Origin of the sequence: Flavobacterium difficile, from assembly GCF_011392115.1 — a bacterium.
Classification (GTDB): Bacteria; Bacteroidota; Bacteroidia; order Flavobacteriales; family Flavobacteriaceae; genus Flavobacterium; species Flavobacterium difficile.
On record NZ_JAAJBT010000001.1, the window covers coordinates 166,823 to 188,316 of the forward strand.

At 30.7% G+C, this 21,494-nt stretch carries 15 protein-coding genes; 12 read left to right on the forward strand and 3 right to left on the reverse strand.

Annotated features, from left to right (window positions below; genetic code table 11):
* Positions 1-98: 98 nt before the first annotated feature.
* The 10 genes from G4D72_RS00730 to G4D72_RS00775 all read left to right on the forward strand — a co-directional run bounded on the left by G4D72_RS00730 (position 99) and on the right by G4D72_RS00775 (position 13,281).
* Positions 99-1,094 (forward strand): TlpA family protein disulfide reductase, encoded by a 996-nt coding sequence (locus G4D72_RS00730; protein WP_166075664.1) that lies wholly within the window; start codon positions 99-101, stop codon positions 1,092-1,094.
* Positions 1,095-1,234: 140 nt separating this feature from the next.
* The gene (locus tag G4D72_RS00735) at positions 1,235-2,224 is read left to right on the forward strand and encodes an aspartate-semialdehyde dehydrogenase (RefSeq protein WP_166075665.1); all 990 of its coding nucleotides are present in this window, start codon (positions 1,235-1,237) and stop codon (positions 2,222-2,224) included.
* A gap of 85 nt (positions 2,225-2,309) precedes the next feature.
* Positions 2,310-2,648 (forward strand): hypothetical protein, encoded by a 339-nt coding sequence (locus tag G4D72_RS00740; RefSeq protein WP_166075666.1) that lies wholly within the window; start codon positions 2,310-2,312, stop codon positions 2,646-2,648.
* Between the two features lie 57 nt (positions 2,649-2,705).
* A complete protein-coding gene (locus G4D72_RS00745) occupies positions 2,706-5,084 on the forward strand; it encodes a TonB-dependent receptor (protein WP_166075667.1) in 2,379 nt (792 codons plus the stop codon).
* A gap of 8 nt (positions 5,085-5,092) precedes the next feature.
* Positions 5,093-5,653: a type 1 periplasmic binding fold superfamily protein gene (locus G4D72_RS00750; protein ID WP_166075668.1), complete on the forward strand. Its 561-nt coding sequence runs from the start codon at positions 5,093-5,095 to the stop codon at positions 5,651-5,653.
* 66 nt (positions 5,654-5,719) lie between these two features.
* The gene (locus tag G4D72_RS00755) at positions 5,720-7,825 is read left to right on the forward strand and encodes a prolyl oligopeptidase family serine peptidase (protein WP_166075669.1); all 2,106 of its coding nucleotides are present in this window, start codon (positions 5,720-5,722) and stop codon (positions 7,823-7,825) included.
* A gap of 148 nt (positions 7,826-7,973) precedes the next feature.
* Positions 7,974-11,738, forward strand: coding sequence for a TraB/GumN family protein (locus G4D72_RS00760; RefSeq protein WP_166075670.1), 3,765 nt, complete (start codon positions 7,974-7,976; stop codon positions 11,736-11,738).
* The gene (locus G4D72_RS00765; protein ID WP_166075671.1) at positions 11,739-12,419 is read left to right on the forward strand and encodes a queuosine precursor transporter; all 681 of its coding nucleotides are present in this window, start codon (positions 11,739-11,741) and stop codon (positions 12,417-12,419) included.
* Complete coding sequence (locus G4D72_RS00770; protein ID WP_166075673.1) at positions 12,412-12,969, forward strand: DNA-3-methyladenine glycosylase I; 558 nt, start codon at positions 12,412-12,414, stop codon at positions 12,967-12,969. Before G4D72_RS00765 ends, G4D72_RS00770 begins: the two co-directional genes overlap by 8 nt.
* A gap of 96 nt (positions 12,970-13,065) precedes the next feature.
* Positions 13,066-13,281 (forward strand): VF530 family protein, encoded by a 216-nt coding sequence (locus G4D72_RS00775; RefSeq protein ID WP_166075674.1) that lies wholly within the window; start codon positions 13,066-13,068, stop codon positions 13,279-13,281.
* A gap of 61 nt (positions 13,282-13,342) precedes the next feature.
* Here the strand turns inward: G4D72_RS00775 and aat are convergent, their stop codons facing one another.
* From aat to G4D72_RS00790, 3 genes are all read right to left on the reverse strand, one after another.
* Positions 13,343-13,978, reverse strand: a complete 636-nt coding sequence (gene aat, locus G4D72_RS00780; RefSeq protein ID WP_166075675.1) for a leucyl/phenylalanyl-tRNA--protein transferase — start codon at positions 13,976-13,978, stop codon at positions 13,343-13,345.
* 114 nt (positions 13,979-14,092) lie between these two features.
* Positions 14,093-14,473: a DUF3127 domain-containing protein gene (locus G4D72_RS00785; protein WP_166075676.1), complete on the reverse strand. Its 381-nt coding sequence runs from the start codon at positions 14,471-14,473 to the stop codon at positions 14,093-14,095.
* Between the two features lie 12 nt (positions 14,474-14,485).
* Positions 14,486-15,361, reverse strand: a complete 876-nt coding sequence (locus G4D72_RS00790; protein WP_166075677.1) for a flavin reductase family protein — start codon at positions 15,359-15,361, stop codon at positions 14,486-14,488.
* A 259-nt stretch (positions 15,362-15,620) separates the two neighbouring features.
* On the opposite strand from G4D72_RS00790, the gene G4D72_RS00795 reads away from it, so the two are divergent.
* Positions 15,621-16,766, forward strand: coding sequence for a sensor histidine kinase (locus G4D72_RS00795; protein ID WP_166075678.1), 1,146 nt, complete (start codon positions 15,621-15,623; stop codon positions 16,764-16,766).
* Between the two features lie 71 nt (positions 16,767-16,837).
* Positions 16,838-21,484: a LamG-like jellyroll fold domain-containing protein gene (locus tag G4D72_RS00800; protein ID WP_166075679.1), complete on the forward strand. Its 4,647-nt coding sequence runs from the start codon at positions 16,838-16,840 to the stop codon at positions 21,482-21,484.
* The last annotated feature ends 10 nt before the right edge of the window (positions 21,485-21,494 follow it).

Below are 21,494 nucleotides of genomic sequence, written 5' to 3' on the forward strand. Positions count from 1 at the left end.
ATTTTATTAAGTTTAATACTCAATAATCTTAACAATTTTTTAGTCATTTATATTTTTAAATCTTTTATATTTACGCTTTGTATTTTAAATTTAAAAAAATGACATCAAACAAAACATTAACATCTTTAATAGTAGCGGGTATTTTTTCATTGTCAGCAAATGCTCAAGCTAAATTTTCAGCTAAAATTGTAAATAAACCAACCGATACCATTTATGTTAAAGCTAGAGGTTTTAGCCAAATGATTGTAGCTGATAAAAAAGGGAATTTCAATGCTACTTTTAATGTTACAGATGGTATGTACAAACTAGAAGTTGAGGAGCAGTATGCAGACTTATACCTAACAAACACTTCAGATTTACAAATAGCTTTAGATTATAAAGACTTTGATAATACTATAAAATTTAAAGGAAAAGGTGCTAATGAAAATACTTTTTTAGCAGCAGAGACATTAAAACAAGCCGATCAGACAAAGTTTGAACCCATGCTTAAAGCCGAGAATTTAGAAGTTTTGAATGCTGAAGTTGCAAAGTTTAAAGAAGGCGTTTTTGCTTCAATGCCAAAAAATTTAGAGGCAGGATTTGTAACTAAATACAAATCTATCGTTGAGAAAGATATGAAAGGTATGGTTGATTACTTAGCCGCTGCTTTCGAAATGAAAAAATTAAATGGAACAGTTTCACCATCTTTCAATTACGAAAATCATAAAGGTGGTTTTACGTCTTTAGAAAGTTTAAAAGGGAAGTATGTATATGTTGATGTGTGGGCAACTTGGTGTGGTCCATGTCGTCAGGAAATTCCTTTCTTGCAAAAAACAGAAGCGGCTTATCACGGAAAAAATATAGAGTTTGTAAGTATTTCTATTGATGTGATGAAAGACAAAGAAAAATGGAACAAATTTGTTACTGAAAAAAACTTAGGTGGCATTCAATTATTAGCAGATAAAGATTGGAAATCTGATTTCGTACAAGGATATAAAATTAATGGAATTCCAAGATTCATTTTAATAAGTCCAGAAGGTAAAATTGTAAATGCAGATGCGCCAAGACCTTCTTCTCCTGAATTAGTAACTTTGCTAGACTCATTAGTTAAATAACTTACACAAAAATAAAAAGGCTGCTTTCGGGCAGTTTTTTTATTTTATTAACTTTTTTTGTGAAAATTGTTATCAATAAGTTTTATATTTTTGCCTAGTAAAATAAATAATTTATTACCTCAAAAATAATCATAAATCAAATGAAAGTAGCCGTTGTTGGAGCCACTGGAATGGTGGGAGAAGTAATGCTTCAAGTATTAAAAGAAAGAAATTTTCCGGTTACGGAATTAATTCCTGTTGCCTCTGAGAAATCTGTTGGTAAAGAAGTTGAGTTCAATGGGAAAAAGTACAAAGTAGTTGGTTTACAAACTGCTGTAGATATGAAAGCAGATGTAGCGTTATTTTCTGCAGGTGGAGAAACTTCTTTAGCTTGGGCACCAAAATTTGCTGCTGCCGGAACAACAGTTATTGATAATTCTTCCGCTTGGAGAATGGATGAAACTAAGAAATTAGTAGTTCCTGAAATAAATGCTGATATTTTAACGAAAGAAGATAAAATTATTCCAAATGCTAATTGTTCAACCATTCAATTAGTGATGGCTTTAGCACCGTTACATAAAAAATATAAAATCAAACGTATTATTGTTTCTACTTACCAATCTATTACAGGGACTGGTGTAAAAGGTGTGCAACAATTAGAAAATGAATATGCAGGTATTAAAGGCGAAATGGCTTATAAATACCAAATTCATAGAAATGCGATTCCACAATGTGATGTGTTTGAAGAAAACGATTACACTAAAGAAGAAATGAAATTGGTTCGTGAAACGCAAAAAATCTTAAACGATAAAACTATCGGTGTTACCGCTACCGCAGTAAGGATTCCGGTTGTTGGCGGTCATAGTGAAGCGGTGAATGTAGAGTTTTACAACGATTTTGATGTTAATGAAGTGCGTTCAATTTTACACAACTCACCAGGTATTACTGTTCAGGATAATTTAGATACTTTTACCTATCCAATGCCTTTTTATGCAGAAGGTAAAGATGATGTTTTTGTAGGGCGAATTCGTAGAGATGGAAGTCAACCTAACACGTTAAACCTTTGGATAGTTGCAGATAACTTACGAAAAGGTGCAGCAACTAATACCGTGCAAATTGCAGAGTATTTAGTAGCACAAAACTTAGTTTAGTTAAACAAAACATAAAAGAGCTTTAAAAAAGCTCTTTTTTTTATTTTTTATTTTACAATGATGATTTAATTAGTATTTTCGCAAAATGATTGTTCGTAAAAGACAAATACTACTTAATGTTACTCTAGCGATTGCAATTCTTTTTGCTTTCTGCTACCAATCGTTGCACGTGTTTTTCGAAAAATCTCACCAATTTCATGATGAATTAACTGTTGTAAATACCTCGAAAACGTATTTGTCACAAGATAATCATGAAGATTGTCCGGTCTGTGATTTCGAATTTGCAGCTTTTCTTTCTACAGAAATTTTCACTTTTGACTTTATAAATCCTCAACATAATTTCCATTTTTCTAATATTTACGAATCAATTGTAAAAGAAAAGGAATTTTTATGTTTCTCACATCGAGGTCCACCTTTAGTTTAATATTTTTAAAATAAAAGCCTTTCTATACGGGCTTGTTTGTAAATTTAAACTATTAAAATGCGATTTATTTTTAGCTTTTTATTTGGTTTGGTTACTCTATTTGCATACTCTCAGTTTCAAGTTTCTGGTAAAGTTGTAAATACGTTTAACGAACCAATGGAAAACATTCATGTACACACCCACGGCAAAACCACTTCTACAGATGTAAATGGTAATTACACCATTTATAATTTGAAGGAAGGAAACCATGTTATTGAATTTTCTTTTTCAGGATACTTACCCTATAAACAAAAGTATTTCTTAAAAAGCAATTTGATAATCAATGCAGTTATGATTATAAACGAAACTCAAATTGAAGAAGTTGCCATACAATCGAAAAATTCAAATGTCACCAAATCGCAAAAAGAAAATGTGATTTCAAAAAGTACAATTGAAAGATATGGTAGTCAAAATTTAGGTGATGTTTTAAAAGAAATTGCGGGTGTAAGTGCTTTAAAAACCGGAAATTCAATTGTAAAACCTATTATTAATGGTTTGCACAGTAATAGAGTGGTGACTTTAAATCAGGGAATTCGTATTGAAGATCAACAATGGGGTATCGAACATGCTCCAAATATTGACATCAATTCCATTCAAAAAATTAAGGTTATAAAAGGTGCTTCCGCCTTACAATATGGAGGTGATGCCATTGGCGGTGTAGTATTGTTAGAACCAAATCTTATTCGAGTAGATACACTAATTGGAAAAACTATGCTTTCTCTAAATTCGAATGGAAGAGGAGGAAGTGCGGCTACTAGCTTGTTTCGAGCTAAAGAAAAAGGTTTAAATTGGAATTTTAATGCTTCCTTGAAGTATTTTGGAGACAGAGAAACAAGAAATTATGTTTTGAGTAATTCGGGAAATAGAGAACAAAATTTTTCTGGAGGATTGTCGTATCAACTTGCCAAGCATAATTTGTCTACTTATTACAGTTTATACAATTCTCAAGTTGGAATTTTAAAAGCGTCACATATCGGTAATACTAACGATTTGTATAATGCTATTGTGAATTTTCAACCCGCAGTTATTGAGGATTTTACCTATAATTTAGCGCATCCAAAACAAGAAGCTACACATCATTTTTTGAAGGTTCAAGATCATATTTCTTTAACTGATTTTTCAAGTTTAGAGGTAGTGTATTCTTTTCAATGGAATAACAGAAAAGAATTTGATGTAAGAAGAAACAGTCAGAATACCAATGCGGCTTTAGATTTAGATTTGAAAACACACATTTTTAAAGTAGATTTTCAAACTCAAAAAGGGAAATTTGAACTTAAAAATGGAGTGAATTTATTTTTGCAAAACAATGAAGCCAATCCGTTTACAGGTGTTCGCCCTTTAATTCCAACTTTTTCTAAAAACGAAATAGGTTTTTATGGAGTTTCTAACTATAATTTCAATGAATCGTTAGTTTTTGAGTTAGGTGGAAGACTAGATTTCAGTACTATTGAAGCGTCAAAATATTATTTAAAATCAAGATGGAATGAACGCAACTATAATGAAGCATTTAGCGCTTTTATTCAAAGTGAAGTTGGCAATCAGTATTTCACAAAACCAAAATTTAATTATGTTAATTTCTCAGGAAATATTGGATTTAAGAAAACGTTTCATCACGATTATGTTTGGTATTTTAACGTGAACTTAGCATCTAGAAATCCGAATGTTTCTGAATTGTTTAGCGATGGTTTACACCATTCTAACGGACAAATTGAATTAGGCGATTTGAGAATTCAGCAAGAAAAATCGTTTAAAATAGCCTCAACAGTGACAAAATCTTGGCAGCAAACTGGTTTTGAAATTCATCCGTATCTAAATTTTATCAACGATTTTATTTTTTTAAAGCCTATTGGTTTTGAAACTACAATTAGAGGTGCATTTCCTGTTTGGTCTTTTCAGCAAACCAATGCTGTTTTATCTGGAATAGATATTGCTTTTAATGCTGTTGTTTTTAAAAAAGGGTCGTATAATTTAGGTACTGCTTATGTGAATGGATGGGATACATCAAACCAAAAACATTTAATAGATGTGCCGCCTTTAAAAATTATGAATGGTTTCAAATGGCATGAAAAAAACTGGTACAATTTTAAAGCGGAAGTTAAAAATGAATGGGTTTTTACTCAAAATCAATTTCCTAATTATAATTTTTCGGCAAATATCATTCAAAATAACCAATTGGTTGCGGTTGAGATTCCTATTAGCGAAGCACCAAAAGGCTACAACTTATGGCATTTTTATTCGGAGTTACAATTCGAAACGTCTAAAAAAACCAATTTAGTTATCGCATTTAGTATCGATAATTTAACAAACGAAGCGTATAGAGATTACCTAAATAGACAACGTTTTTTTGTTGACGAAATGGGTAGAAATTTTCAATTACAAATAAAATTTAATTATTAAAACAAATTATGAAAAATTTAAAAAATATCAGTTTAGCTTTATTAGGATTATTAGTAATTTCATGTAACGACGACGATACAGTTGCGCCGCCAGTTACTAATGAAGAAGAATTAATTACAACTGTAAAAGTAACTTTAACTAATGGGAGTAATTCTGTTGTGTTACAATCTAAAGATTTAGATGGAGACGGACCAAATGCTCCAGTTGTTACTGTTGTTGGAAATTTACTGGCAAACACCACTTACACAGGTTCAGTAGAATTTTTAAATGAAAGTGTAAATCCAGCAGATAACATCACAGCTGAAATTTTAGCAGAAGATGAAGATCATCAAATTTTTTATCAGTTGACTTCAGGTTTAGGGACAATCTCTTATACAGATGTTGATTCAAACAGCCAACCAGTTGGTTTAGCGATTACCTATCAAACTAACGCTGTTGGGTCTGGAAATTTAGTTGTAACATTAAGACATCTACCAAATAAATCTGCAAATGGTGTGGCTTCTGGAAACATTGCTAATGCAGGCGGAAGTACTGATGCAGAAGTTACTTTCCCTGTAACAATTCAGTAATTCTTATTCGATAAAAAAATCCCGAATTTATTCGGGATTTTTTATATTTGTAGAAAACAAACACTTATGAAAAAAATTATCTTATTTACAACTTTAACTAGTTCTTTTTTAATGCATGCCCAAAATAAAATTAACTATCCTGTTACAAAAAAAATTGATCAAAAAGATGTATATTTTGGAACAGAAGTAAATGATGTATATCGTTGGCTGGAAAATGACAGAAGCCCTGAAACAGAAGCATGGGTAGCTGCACAAAATCAAACCACTTACAATTATTTAGATAAAATTCCTTATCGTCAAGATTTGAAAGATAGATTGACTAAATTGTTCAATTACGAAAAAATTTCTGCTCCATTTGAAGAAGGTACTGAAACGTATTATTATAAAAATGATGGGTTACAAAACCAATCTATTCTTTACAAAAAAGGGAAAAAAGGTCAAAAAGATGAAGTTTTTTTAGATCCTAACACTTTTTCTAAAGATGGTTCTACCTCATTAGCCGGTTTAAATTTTACTAAAGATGGAAGTATTTTGGCGTATTCTATTTCAGAAGCTGGTTCCGATTGGAGAAAAGTTATCGTAATCAATACCAAAACGAAAGCTAAAATCGGGGAAACTATTATTGATGTTAAATTTAGTGGCGTTTCTTGGTATAAAAACGAAGGGTTTTATTATTCAAGTTACGACAAACCAACAGGTAGTGAATTGTCAGCTAAAACAGACCAACACAAGTTGTATTATCATAAATTAGGAACTTCACAAAAGGATGATAAGGTTATTTTTGGTGCAGATATTAAAAGACGATATGTTGGTGGTGGAGTTACTGAAGACGGTAAATATCTTATCATTTCTGCAGCCAATTCTACTTATGGAGGCGAATTTTATTATAAAGATTTAACCAAGCCAAACTCTAAAATCGTCACTTTAATAGATAATATGAATAACGATTATAATTTTGTAGACAATATTGGGTCTAAATTTTATATTCAAACCGATAAAAATGCTCCTAATCAAAAGTTGGTAATCATCGATTTAAAAAATCCAGATGAAAAAAATTGGAAAACATTAATTCCTGAAACAGAAAATGTGCTTTCAGTTTCTACAGCTGGTGGCTATATTTTTGCAAATTACATTAAAGATGCAGTTTCTGTGATTTTACAATACAATTATGACGGATCTTTAAAAAGAACAGTTTCTTTACCTGGTATTGGTACTGTAGGAGGTTTTGGAGGTAAAAAAACAAAAAAATCTTTATATTATTCTTTTACAAACTATGTTAACCCAAGAAGTGTTTATAGTTTTAATGTAGATTCTGGAATTTCTTCGTTTTATATGAAGCCAAACATCGACTTTAATTCTGAGGAGTATGAATCAAAACAAGTATTTTATACTTCAAAAGATGGAACTAAAATCCCAATGATAATTACCTATAAAAAAGGTACAAAATTAGATGGGAAAAACCCAACCATTTTATATGGTTATGGTGGTTTTAATGTAAGTTTAACACCTTCTTTTAACGTAGCAAATACGGTTTGGTTTGAAAATGGAGGTGTGTATGCTGTAGCTAACTTACGTGGTGGTGGCGAATACGGAAAAAAATGGCATGATGCAGGAACGAAAATGAACAAACAAAATGTTTTTGATGATTTTATTGCAGCAGCTGAATTTCTAATTGCTGAAAAATATACTTCACCAGACTTTTTAGCTATTAATGGTGGTTCTAACGGCGGTTTATTAGTTGGAGCTACAATGTTACAACGTCCAGAATTATTTAAAGTGGCACTTCCTTCTGTAGGTGTTTTAGATATGTTGCGTTATCATACTTTTACAGCAGGTGCAGGTTGGGCTTATGATTACGGAACTGCTGAGGATAGTAAAGAAATGTTCTCTTATCTGTATAAATATTCACCAGTGCATAATGTAAAATCGGGTGTAAAATATCCTGCAACAATGGTTACAACTGGAGATCATGACGATAGAGTAGTACCAGCACACAGTTTTAAATTCGCTGCCGAATTACAAGATAAATACACCGGAGACCAACCTGTTTTGATTAGAATTGATGTGAATGCCGGACATGGCGCAGGAAAATCACTAACTTCTACAATTAATGAAATTGCAGATGAATTTGCATTTGCCTTGTATAATATGGGAATTGAAAAATTAAAATAGTTAACAAGAACGAAATTTATAAACATATAAATTAAGGCAATACCTAAATTTGGGTGTCCTTTTCATACCTTAATTTATTTGAATAATTAACAGTGAAATCTTTTTCAATTTGTTATATTTGGGCAACTTTAACCTAATTATTTTCAAATTGAAGAAGATTTTATTTATATTGACTTTTTTGTCAATTTCTGCATTAGCTCAAGAAAAAAAATACCAAAGTTTGTTTTGGGAAATCTCGGGTAACGGATTAACCAAAAAATCTTATATGTACGGAACCATGCACGTTTCCGACAAGGTTTCTTTTCATTTGTCTGATGCTTTTTTTGAAAAATTATTAGCGTCTGATTATATTGCTAACGAAAGTGAACCTAATACTTGGACAGAATTATACGATTTGTTCAGCTTTTATAGAACCACAAGATCTTTTGGTGGTTTTTATTCCAATTTTTATACTACACCCATAAAAAAAGACAATTTATATTCTCTTTTTAAAGGTACGAATTACAACTTAATTGGTTTGTTGTCTCGAACCAATCAAGCCAATCAGGAATACCAAGAAGAAACGTATTTAGATATGTTTATTTACAGAACAGGAAGAAAATACGGAAAAAAAACATTAGGATTAGAAGATGTAAAAACAACCACATTAAATATTGAAAAAGCGCAAGCTGAAATGGATATTAGTGAGATTGATGAAAACAAACAAGCCTTTTTGAAAATCTTAAAAAAGCGTTCTTATGCAGAAGTTCTAAGAGATGCTTACAGAGAAAAAGATTTAGATTTAATCGATACATTAAACATGCTTTCTTCACCAAAATCTTACAACAAAGCCATGCTTTTTGATAGAAATGAAGTGATGACAAAAAGTATGGATTCAATCATGAAAACAGGAAGTTTATTTGCAGCAGTAGGTGCAGCGCATTTACCTGGAAAAAACGGAATGATTGAAATGCTACGTAAAAAAGGATATACGGTTACACCCATACTTTCAGACTATACCCAAAAAGGGAAAAAACTAAAAAAACAAATTGAAGAGTATTTTGTAAAACCTGTTTTTGAAATCAATACCACATCAGATGAAATGATTTCTTTACCCTTATTTCCATTAGTTTTAAAAAATGATGAGAATTTGGAATCTCCAGATTTAGGAAATGGTGGCTATATTAACGTAAAACGAATGTTGCTTAAAGATTTCATTAGTAAAAAAGATGAAAAATTTAATCATAAAACTTTAGACAGTTTGTTTTTTGAAAATATTCCAGGTGAAATTTTAGAGAAAAAATCTTACCAAGAAAAAAATAATTTTGTTTACGATATTAAAAGTAAAACTAAAACTGGCAAAAACGAACGCTACAGATATTATATAACTCCGTTAGAAATTATTGCTGTGATTATGAGTGGCGAAGGAGAATATGTTAGAAAGTATGAAGACGAAGTATACAATAATATTAAAATTAAATCGTACAAACAAGATTGGGCTACTGTTGTGCCAAATAAACAAAATTTTAAAGTGCAATTACCTGCTTATTACTCGTTTGTGGGAAATAAAAAAGATAATAAAAAGCTAGAAGATACCGAGATTTATGCTTTTGATGAGCAAGAAAATGCACATTATTTTTTAATTGAAAGTACCTTAATGGATAATGCTAATTTAGAAGATTCTGAGTACGAATTAAAAAGAATGCATTACGAATTTTATAATGTACACGAATTAGATTCTACTCAAACTAGTTTTGATGCTACTAAGTTTGAATTTGTTTCTCAATCCAAACTAAATGAAAAAAATATTTATTTAAAATCGGTGTTAAAAGCCAATAAATATTACTTGTTAGGAACAGTAAATGCTAGTAAAAATAAAGTAGATTCCTTTTTTAATTCTTTCGAAATTTTACCAGCAAAAGAAGAGATTGTTTACAGAGTACTTACAGATTCTACTGCTCATTTTTCTGTTGAAATTCCAAAACAACAAAATGAATATTTAGATTTTAAATTCGAAAGAAAAAACAGGTATCAAAAAGAAGATAAAACCAATCATTTTGAAGTAAAATACAAAACATATGAGATCTTTTCTCCAAATAAAAATGTGGTGGAAATTTCCTATTCTCAACCGCATAAATATGAAAGTTATGCCGTTTTAGATTCCTTATTTAATAGAATTAAGAAAAATATTTCAACCGATTTCGAATACAGAAATTATACTAGAGCCAGTGAATTTGAAGATGTAGATTATGCAACTGTAGTGGAAGCGACTTCTGGAAACATTCAGGATTATGATGGTTCCGCACTTTTAAATGAAGATAAAAAAGAGGAATTTGATCCCTTAGATTATAAATATTCAATTTGGGATAAAACTTTAGCCTTATCATCCAATCAGAAACTAGAACTAACAAACGAAAAATTCACCAAAGACCCTTCTACTGATTTTTACGTTTACGAAGTTTTAGCAACGAAACCTAAAAGTACTCAAGCTATCAAGTATAAAATTGTACTTAAAAAAGGAGAATATTATACCTTAACTACGTTAGTTGATAAAAAGTATAAAAATGACAATCCGTTCATAGAAAAGGTATTTACATCTTTTAAAGTAGACGATAAAGTAACTTCCAGAACTTTTTTTGAAAATAAGTTTGCATTGTTTGAAGAAGATTTAAATAGCGAACACGACAGTATCCGATTTTCTGCTATAAAATCATTTGATAATTTAAGAATTGAAGAATCCGATTTTCCAAAACTTAAAAACTTAATTGAAAACTTCGAATTTCGTAAAGAAGAAATAGAATTTAAAGGTGATTTATACGAAAGAATTGGTGCTTTAAAAGTTCCTGAAGTTATACCTTTTTTAGAGAAAGCTTATAAAGAAGAAGGTGTTGCTACACAAACACAATTTTCAATTTTACGTGCTTTAACTTTTCAAAAAAGTAAAATAGCGTATAAAAAAATTGCCGAATTGCTAGAATACGATTTGCCAATTTCAGATAATTATGTTATTTCGGGCTTATTTAATTTATTTACAGCTGATATCGAAAATTCTCAAGTGTTATATCCGAATGTTCTAGAATATTACAGTATTAATGAATTTCATGAACCAGTAGTTGATTTTGTAACTGTTTTATTGAATTCTGAAAAAGTAGCGGCAAAAAAGTTAAAATCGTACAAAAAAATGTTGCTTACAAATGCTAAATTAGAATACAAACGTTTGGCAAGTTGGAAATCTGAAGACGAATCTTCTGAAGATGACGACTATAATTATCGTGATGAAAATAATGCACCGATTGATGAATTTAACAGTTATTTATCGCTTTTATATTCATTCAAAAGTGAAAAAAATGTAAATGATTTATTTGTAAAAGCTGAAAATTTAGATATTGACGATTTAAATGTAGCTTTAGCAGAAAGAGAATTAGCTAAAAATAAAAAATTAGGTAAGGCGACAATTAATAAGTTAATAGCTAATCCGAAAACAAAATATGCAGCCATTCAAATGTTATATCACAACAAACAGATGAATGATATTTCTATGTATACCAAAGATTCTATAGTAATGAATGCCATTCATTATTATGAAGATTTCGATGCGGAAAATGACTCTATAGTGTTGTTAGATGAAAAAATTATAACTTTGAAAGACAAAAAAATTTCCTACTTTTTCTTTAAGAAAATAAATATTGAAGAAGATTCTTATGGGAAAAATTCTGAAAAATTATCGGCTATCGCTTTTGTTCATGATGAAAATAATAAACTCAATTTAAAAGCATTTAGAAGATTTGATGAGGAAAAAATTATCGATGATAAAGAAATTGCTCAGAAAATAAAAGTTATGATTAACGAATCGTTAAACGACAACCATTTACGAACTAGTTTTTCAAATGGAAGAGATGAAGATTACGAAGTAGAAGAATATTATGAAGAGTAAATGTTAAAAACAAAGAAAGAAATAGTATACCTAATTTTAGCTGGAATTTTTATCACTAATGCTATTACAGCCGAACTTATAGGAGGAAAATTAATTGAAATTGGACCATTTGTACTGAGTATGGGTATTTTGCCATGGCCAATTGTATTTATTACCACCGATTTAATTAATGAATATTTCGGGAAACAAGGTGTGAAAAGACTAAGTTATATTACTGCTGGATTAATTTTTTACTGTTTTATCATTTTGTTTTTTTCTATGGAAATTCCCGAAGCTAAAGGAATTAGTCCAGTTTCTAATGAACAATTTAAAGCTGTTTTCGGGCAAAGTAACCTTATAATTATAGGTTCTATAGTTGCGTTTTTAGCTGCTCAGTTTTTAGATGTAACTGTTTTTAGCTACTTCAAAAAGAAAACAGGTAATAGAATGATTTGGCTACGAAGTACAGGTTCTACAGTAATTTCTCAATTAATCGACTCTTTCATTGTAGGTGGAATTGCTTTCTATTTGCCAGGAATTTGGACTACCAAACAATATGTAGAATTTTCATTAACAGGTTATGCATTCAAATTAATTATTGCAGTTTGTTTGACACCATTAATTTATTTAGGTCATTTTTTAATCGAGAAATATATTCATAACGAAGAAGATGAAGAAATAATTAGAATTGGACATGACTAAGATACGTTGCGCTTGGTGCGAAAAAACCGATTTGTATAAAGACTATCATGACAACGAATGGGGAAAACCTGTTTATGATGAGGTTGCTTTGTTTGAATTTTTAATTTTAGAAACGTTTCAAGCAGGATTAAGTTGGTATACGGTTTTGGTAAAACGGGAGAATTTCAGAAAAGCTTTTGCTGGTTTTGATGTACAAAAAGTAGCCAATTTTAAAGATGCCAAATTGCAAGTTTTAGCTGAAGATGTCGGTATTATAAGAAATAAATTAAAGATAAAAGCAGCAGTAACAAATGCGCAAGCTTTTATAAAAATACAAGAAGAATTTGGAAGTTTTTCGAAATACATTTGGGGTTTTGTAGATGGAAAACCAATTGACAACAACCCAAAATCATTAAATGATGTTCCTGCGACTACTGAAATTTCAGATAAGCTAAGTAAAGATTTAAAAAAACGAGGATTCAAATTTGTTGGTTCAACGGTTGTTTATGCATTCATGCAGGCCACAGGAATGGTAAATGATCACATTGAAGCTTGCTGGCTGAGAGCTTAATGTAAAGTCGCAGTAAACAATCGCAGTTGCAGTTTTCAAAAAAATAATTATCAGATATATTAAATCATATATTCCAAATCAAAAATCGTAAATAAAATGGATCCATTACACGGCGTAACATTAAAAACAATTGTAGAAAAATTAGTTGATTATTATGGTTTTGATACACTTGGTGAATTGATAAAAATTAAGTGTTTTAATGAAAATCCATCTATTAAATCTAGTTTAACTTTTTTAAGAAAAACCGAATGGGCACGTAAAAAAGTTGAGGAATTATATGTTAAGAGTTTGAAGAAATTTGATACCAGATAAATCTGTGTCAATTTTTGAGAATCTGTTTTTGTATGCCACTATACGCTTTTCTTAGTAATAATTAATTATTTAAAATTGCTAAAAATTCTTCTCTATCAATTTCGACGCAGCCTAAACTTTCTAAATGATTGTTATGAACTTGACAGTCTAACAATTTGTAATTGGCTAATTCTAATTGCTTGGCCAAGTGAATAAATGCCACTTTACTTGCGTTTGGAACTTTAGAAAACATACTTTCTCCGCAAAATACATGTCCTAAATCTATTCCGTATAAACCGCCAACAAGTTCATTATTTTGCCAAACTTCTACACTTTTTGCATGTCCTAAATCGTGTAGTTTGCAATAGGCTTCTACAATTTCATCTGAAATCCAAGTGCCGTTTTGCTCTTTTCTAGGCGTTTTTTGACAATTAGAAATGACGTCTCTAAAAGCAGTATTAAAAGTAACTTGAAATTCTTTTTTTATTATAATTTTACGCATGCTTTTGGTGATTCGTAAGTTTTCGAAAAACAATACCATCCGTTGTTCCGGACACCACCAAAGTTTAGGTTCGTCTGAGTCATACCAAGGAAAAATACCATTTTGGTACGCTAATAATAGTCGTTCTGGAGATAAATCGCCACCAACGGCAATGATTCCTTCAGGAGAAGTTTCTGTTGCTGGCGGAAAATAAAGTTCGGGTGTTAAAAAATACATAATGGAAAATTCTAATCTTTAAAATTCCAAAAAACAATAAAAAAATCCAAATCCCAATTGAAATTATTTTAGCAATTCTTGGAATTTGGAATTTTATGTTTTGAAATTTAACTTTTAGAAAGGTAAATCGTCGTGTTCTTCTTCTTTAAAGTCAGTTGCAGGTGCAAAAGCTTGTGCGGCTGGCATTGGTGGCATTTCTGGAGCTCCAGCTGGTGCAGCTGCGGCCATTCTTTCAATTCTCCAACCTTGAATTGAGTTAAAATATTTTGTTTCACCTTGTGGGTTCACCCATTCTCTACCTCTTAAATTGATTGAAACTTTAACTTGTTCACCAACTTGGTAAGCATTTAAATCGTCCACTTTTGCTTGTGTGAATTCTACCATAATATGTTGAGGATACTGCTCTTCAGTAGTAACAACTAATTCTCTTTTTTTGAATGAAGCACTTACATCTTGAGTAGCGCCAATCATTTTAATCTTTCCAATAACTTCCATAATCTCAATAATTTATTTTTCTGCTAATAATAATTTCCAAGCGTTTAAAACTTGATTGTTGTCTAAATATTCTTTTGCTTTTGCAAATTTGGTGTCCAAATCATCTGAACTTAAAACAGCTTTCACTTCAAAATTTTCCTTTACAAATATAGTAATTTCTTCTTCATTTGGAATAGCTTCAATGTTTCCTAATTTACCTAAATCATTTCCATTGAAATATCCGCTTTCTTTTACAAATTCCGGAATCGAATCTACACCAATTCCTAAAGTAGTTAGTGGTTTTTCTACTTCAAATAATCCTGCATTAGCACGGCTGTACCAATTGCCTCCTAAACGAGAAACTACATCAATTTTATGTTGGTCAATCATTTGATTTTCGTCTAAAATAGATTCATGAATATGGATTTTCACCACTTCGCAAATTACCAAATTTCCCGCGCCACCTTGATCACCTAAAGCAATAATGTCGTTAATTCTGCATTCAAATTGAACCGGACTTTCAGCTACCCTAAACGGTTTTACAATATCTGAAGGAAGCATAGTAAAGCCTGCTTTTTCAAATTCATTTACACCATCAGGATATTCTGTACTCGATAAACTCATTTGTTGTACAATATCGTAATTCACAATATTAATAACTACTTCATGGGTGTTTTGAGCATTAATTAAAGTATGTTTTATTGTATTATCTCGAACTCTTCGTGCTGGCGAAAAAATCAATATCGGCGGGTTGCTGCTAAATACATTAAAAAAACTAAAAGGCGACAAATTTGGGTTTCCGTTTAAGTCTAGAGTACTTGCAAAAGCTATAGGTCTAGGAGATACAGCACTTTGTAAATACCCTTGTAATTTTACTGGTGAAATTTCTTTTGGATCGATGCTTAACATGAGAATAATTTTTTACAAATATAAAGCAAATCAATGGAAATGATATTTCTTTTTACAAATGTTCGTATATTTTTGTTTTGAATTTCTTTCACTGAAAAACGCACTCGTAAATTTTTATTCGTATGAATCTAAATGAAAGTCGATGCAAACCTTTTTATATTTTACAGATAGATTTGTGGTTGGATAAAAAAATCAAAAAACTATTCATGAATGACCATTCACTACACACTTTTTATTATTTTTACTCAAAATACATTATATGCAGTTTTCTGAAAAAAGAAATCTTACCCGTTGGGTTATCATTATTTCCTCGTTTTTAATCGCAACTTTTATACTTTGGAATACGTTTTTACTTTTTCAAATATTTAAAGAAGAAGAACGCATTAAAGTTGAACTTTGGGCAAAAGCTTTAAAGAATATTAGAAATTCGGATATTGATTCAGATATTTCCTTACCAACATTTATTATTGAGAAAAATGAAAATATTCCATTAATTCTTACCGATAAAAAAGGAAAGATTTTAAGTGATTTGAATCTTGGAGAAATTTCTAATGATAGTATTAAGGTAAAAGAATATTTAAACGTAATTAAAAACCAAAACAACCCAATAAGAGTACAATTTGCTTCAGATGATTATCAATTGGTTTATTATGGCGATTCTCCGATGTTAAACAAACTAAAATATTATCCGATTGCTTTATTATTGGTGGCCTTTTTATTTGGTGGGGTAGTGTATAATTTTTATCGAGCTACTAAAATGGCAACACAAAACAAACTTTGGGCGGGTATGGCTAAGGAAACGGCGCATCAAATCGGCACACCATTATCATCCTTAATTGGTTGGTTAGAATTATTGAAATTGGAAAATATTGATGAAACTACTATAGAAGAAATCCAAAAAGATATCAATCGTTTACAAACCATTACTGATAGGTTTTCGAAAATTGGAAGTGAACCTATTTTAGAAAAAAGAGATATTATTGAAGAAACAAAATCGTCTTTCGAATATTTAAAAGCCAGATCGTCTAAACAAGTGGGTTTCGATTTTATTGCCCCTTCAGAACCTATTTATGTTTCTTTAAATCCAACCTTACACAGTTGGACGATTGAAAATTTAGTTAAAAACTCCATTGATGCCATGAAAGGTAAAGGAAAAATTAAAGTAGAGCTACTTTTGCAAAAAAATAAAGTAGCCATTCAGGTTTCCGATACAGGAATTGGTATACCAAAAAATAAATTTAAAACTATTTTTGAACCAGGTTATACATCCAAAAAAAGAGGTTGGGGTTTAGGCCTTTCGTTAACCAAAAGAATTGTTCAGGATTACCATAACGGTCAAATAAAAGTTTTACAATCAGAATCTTACAAAAACACTACAATAGAAATTTTATTGAATGTTTTATAAAACTAAAACATAATATGCTTGCATAGTATTTTTGCATTTTATACTTTTGGCCCGACTATAAAAAAAAAACTATGAAAAAAAAATTAAAATTTTACATTTTAATTGGGTTTATATTGTCTTGTTTTTCTCACGCTCAAACGACAATTTTCAATTCAAATTTTGCCAATTCAATCGGAAACAATAACTGGACAGTTGATGCCAACTGGGTAAATAACAGTTCAAATTCTTTTGCCGGTGTCGGAAATTATCTTCATACACTTCAAAACGGGGCAAATAATTACAATATAAATGTTAACAACAATCGTGCAACTTCACCCACAATCAATTTAACAGGCTACGAAAGATTAACTGTTGAATTTAGATTGTATTTAAAAACTTCAACTGCTGCTGGAGATCTTGACAGATTGTCTTTAGAATATGAAACAAACAATATACCAACAATAGCAAATGGAAATTCTAATGCTCTAACTTGGTTTACATTAGGACGTTTGCAATCTCAAGAGGTTCTTTCAAATAATTGGTACAATAGTACAATGCTTTTACCAGCAGCTACATTACCAACTTTTTATTGGAAACAAAATAATGGGGGTTGGTTAGATTGTAAAATGGAATTACCAGCGCAAGCTTTTGATAATAAACCAGCTGTAAGATTCAGATTTAATTTTTCTTCCGACGGAAATGGTTCTGTTGGTAACGGTGTTGCAGTAGACGATTTTGTGGTTAAAGGATATTTGACTACACCAAAAACGTATTTAACAGCTTCATGTTCCCCTACATTATTTAATAATTTAGAAGGTTGGTGGAAAGCTGATGCATTAAGTGGAACATTCACACACGGACAAGCTATACCTAATTGGACAAATAGTGCTAATATTTTAAATAACTGGACAGATTTAAAAAATGCCAATGTTGCAAATCAACCGGTATATATTGATACTCCAGCAGAAAACATTAACTTTAATCCGGTAGTTAAGTTTGATGGAATTAATGATTTTTTAATGGCTCGACAAGGTTTTTACAACGATGAAATTTTTATCGTTATAAAAACAGCCGATCCCATCCAAAAAGGAACCGCAAGAGTCGATGTAATTATGGGTGAAGATTATACCAGAGATGGAGGAAATCAGGATGTTACAGGTATTAGTGTAAATGAAACGTCCTCTAGATATACTCCAAATAATGATTTCGCAGCTTATAATCAAGGACCGAGAGACAATTATGGAAAGGCCTTATTACATCCTACATTAGCGTATGATAGACCTGTGGTTTTTAATACGAGAATAAATACCACTAATAATGGTCAAGATTTACTGTTAGACGCTATTAATTTGGCAGCAGCTCCTTTTCCACCAACACTTTCAGCGGAAGTAAATCCAACTACTTATCACAAAGTTACCAATTCTAAATTTCTTTTAGGAAGGTCTACTTATTTTGATACCAGTGGTTTCTTAAAAGGGAATGTAGCAGAAATATTAGTTTTTTCAGCGACAAAGTCTGCTGCAGATAGAGATATTATTAATACTTATTTGGCTTTAAAATATGGTGCAAATTTAGGGTTGCATCCTAATCCAGCAGCTGGTGTACCACACGCACCTTATCCATATAAAAATTCAGCAGGACAATTTTTGTTTTTAGGACAAATTCCTGGACATCCAGACTACGGTTTTACTTATAATGTTTGTGCAATTGGTAGAGATGATTGTATGGGTTTAAACCAAAAACAATCGTATAGTGTAGATCCTCAAACTTATGTTACTGTTGGTTTAGGAGATATTTATGTAAAGAATACTTTAAACCCAAATAATTTTACATCCGATAAAGATTTTTTAATTTGGGGTTCTACTTTAGAAGACTTAGCTAGTCCGACTACCGATTTAGCTATAGGATTAGGTCCAGCAGTTACCACATTTACAAGTGTGACAAATAGAACATGGAAATTTAAAGAAATTAAAGGTTTGCCAACTTCTGATGTTGGAACCGTTAAACTTCAAATTGAAACAGCTGGTTTGCTAATTCCAATTACTGGTCCGGAAGATGCAATTGTAATGATCGTTAGTGATTCTCCAAATTTCGATCCAGCTACAGATAATATTGAAACCGTTTTTATGACGCAAAACGGAATTTACCATCAATGTTATTACGATTTTGATGGAACAAAATTCGTTAAATTCGGAATAGCACATGAAACGTTAGCTCCTTTTCACATGGATTTTGATGGAGTAAATGATAAAATTCAGTTAGGTAATAACTTAAACCTAAATGCTAATTTTACTATTTCTTCTTGGGTTAATACGAGTGGTTCTAATGCCACACTTTCAGACAAAACTATCGTATCAAAATTTAATAGTTTAACTGCAGACGGTTATAGTTTTTCATTAACAGATGCAAATAGAGTGAAATTTATTTCAAAGAAAGCAGGTGTTACTACGACAATTATTTCAAATACTGTTTTACCAATTAATACATGGAGAAATGTAGCCGTAACCTATGATGGCACAAATTTGAGAATGTATATTGATGGTATATTAGATAGAACTAACGCTTTATCTGCTCCAAGTACCTCTAATAATATTTTTAGTGTAGCTTCAAATTATATTGATAAACTGACTATTTTAGACGTTTTTAAAGGAAAATTAGACGAATTAAGAATTTATAATAAAGCCTTAACGGTAACAGAGTTACGATTTGTAATGAATCAAGAATTAGAAAAAATTGGTTTAGCAATAAAAGGAAAAGAATTACCTCTTTCAATTACTAAAAACGATATTTCTGCAAAAGTTTGGTCAGATTTAGTATTGTATTTTAATTTTAATTCTTACTTAGGAACACATATTAACGACTTGTCTAATAACAGATTAAGAGGTTCTTTAATTGATAGAACAGGCTATTTAATTAATGTTCAAACTTCTCCAATTCCATACATAACAACTAATGATGGAAATTGCAATTTAGCCGCAACTTGGTCTGGTGGAAGTGAATTATATGTTCCTGGAAGTACTTTAAATGTAAATGGTGTTAATACGGAAGTTACCTGGAATATTATCAGAAATTCTAGAAATGTTGTCTTTAACAATGCTTCTCAGAGTTTGTCTGTTTTAGGATTAATAAATACAGCAAATGTTTTTTCTATTGCTAACGATTCGAAACTAGAAATTAGTCACTATTTAAAAAATGATGGTGGAATTGATTTGGTTGGTAAATCGCAACTTATTCAGCCGATTAACTCTGATTTAGACGTTACAAGTGCAGGGTTTTTAGAAAGAGACATTTTGGGTCAATCGAAACGATTTAATTACAATTTTATCAGTTCACCAGTTTCTACTTTAAGCACGGTTTCTAATAATAGTGGTTATGTAATAAATTCAGTTTTAAAAGATGCTACTATAGAAAGTAGTTTACAAAATATTACCTGGACAAATTCCTACGATGGATTGCCAACTACACCAATTACTTTATCTAGAAGATGGTTGTATGCGTTTAGAAATACAGCAGGAACATATAGTAACTGGGTAGCTTTAAATGAAAATTCGAGTTTAATTGCAGGTAATGGGTTTACTTTGAAGGGTCTAAAACCAACAAATGGAACACAAACATATACTTTTACAGGAAAACCTAATAATGGAACTATTTCATTTCCAATTAACGCTAATAACTTAACTTTAGTAGGAAATCCTTATCCATCTGCTTTAGATACTAATGCGTTTTTAACTACAAATGCATCTAGTTTAGTTGGAACGGTTTATTTTTGGGAACATTCTGTATTAAATGATTCACATATTTTAAGAGAATATAGAGGTGGTTATGCTGCAAGAAATTTAACAGGTGGTGTTCCGCCAGTTGCTCCAGTAGGAATCTTAGATTTAGGTGGTAACGTTAAAACGCCTAATCGATACATACCAGTTGGTCAAGGTTTCTTTGTTACGGCGAGCGCATCTGGTGGTACAATTACTTTTAATAATACCATGCGTGCTTTTGTTAAAGAAGATCAGGCGAATTCAAATACTTTGTTTAGACAAGATGTATCGAATACTAATTTAAGAGAAGTAGATGAATTTAAAAAAGTCAGATTAAAAGTAACGCTTCCAGAAGGAAATAGTAGAGAATTACTTTTAGGATTTATGAATGAAAACGCTACAAATAAGTTTGATAATTTATATGATGGTGAGATTTATGATCAATTCGAATCAGATGCTGGTTTCTTATTAGAAAATAAAAAATTATGTATTTTAGGAACTGGTTATTTCAATAAATCTAATGTGTTTGATTTAAATATTAAAACTAAAATTTCCGGAGTTACAACTATTGAATTAATCGATTTTAAAAATCATCCATCAGAAGAACCAATTTATTTGTATGACAAGAAAAATAACACATATACCAATTTAATTCGTTCAAGTTTTACAAATGTTTTAGAAAATGGTGAATATTCTGATAGGTTTCAATTAGTATTTGAAAAGCAAGCTGCAATTGATACCGCTAACGATTTTGTAGTATATTATAATAACGCTGCACAAACATTAAATTTATTTAATGATGTACAAGGAACGAAATTAGTAAAAGTTGAAATTTTTGATATTCAAGGAAAGTTATTATTTACTCATGATGTTTCTGAGAACAAAGCAAGTTATTCTTTTAATAAAGCTTTTGCTACAGGTGTGTATTTAGTAAGAATTACAGCTAATAATAAAGTACAAAATACAAAATTTATAGCAGAATAATTTACTATGA

Bases quoted from the DNA above. Each gene is read 5' to 3' on its own strand.
- G4D72_RS00730 (WP_166075664.1), top strand. From the start codon at position 99: ATGACATCAAACAAAACATTAACATCTTTAATAGTAGCGGGTATTTTT.
- G4D72_RS00735 (WP_166075665.1), top strand. From the start codon at position 1,235: ATGAAAGTAGCCGTTGTTGGAGCCACTGGAATGGTGGGAGAAGTAATG.
- G4D72_RS00740 (WP_166075666.1), top strand. From the start codon at position 2,310: ATGATTGTTCGTAAAAGACAAATACTACTTAATGTTACTCTAGCGATT.
- G4D72_RS00745 (WP_166075667.1), top strand. From the start codon at position 2,706: ATGCGATTTATTTTTAGCTTTTTATTTGGTTTGGTTACTCTATTTGCA.
- G4D72_RS00750 (WP_166075668.1), top strand. From the start codon at position 5,093: ATGAAAAATTTAAAAAATATCAGTTTAGCTTTATTAGGATTATTAGTA.
- G4D72_RS00755 (WP_166075669.1), top strand. From the start codon at position 5,720: ATGAAAAAAATTATCTTATTTACAACTTTAACTAGTTCTTTTTTAATG.
- G4D72_RS00765 (WP_166075671.1), top strand. From the start codon at position 11,739: ATGTTAAAAACAAAGAAAGAAATAGTATACCTAATTTTAGCTGGAATT.
- G4D72_RS00770 (WP_166075673.1), top strand. From the start codon at position 12,412: ATGACTAAGATACGTTGCGCTTGGTGCGAAAAAACCGATTTGTATAAA.
- G4D72_RS00775 (WP_166075674.1), top strand. From the start codon at position 13,066: ATGGATCCATTACACGGCGTAACATTAAAAACAATTGTAGAAAAATTA.
- aat (WP_166075675.1), bottom strand. From the start codon at position 13,978: ATGTATTTTTTAACACCCGAACTTTATTTTCCGCCAGCAACAGAAACT.
- G4D72_RS00785 (WP_166075676.1), bottom strand. From the start codon at position 14,473: ATGGAAGTTATTGGAAAGATTAAAATGATTGGCGCTACTCAAGATGTA.
- G4D72_RS00790 (WP_166075677.1), bottom strand. From the start codon at position 15,361: ATGTTAAGCATCGATCCAAAAGAAATTTCACCAGTAAAATTACAAGGG.
- G4D72_RS00795 (WP_166075678.1), top strand. From the start codon at position 15,621: ATGCAGTTTTCTGAAAAAAGAAATCTTACCCGTTGGGTTATCATTATT.
- G4D72_RS00800 (WP_166075679.1), top strand. From the start codon at position 16,838: ATGAAAAAAAAATTAAAATTTTACATTTTAATTGGGTTTATATTGTCT.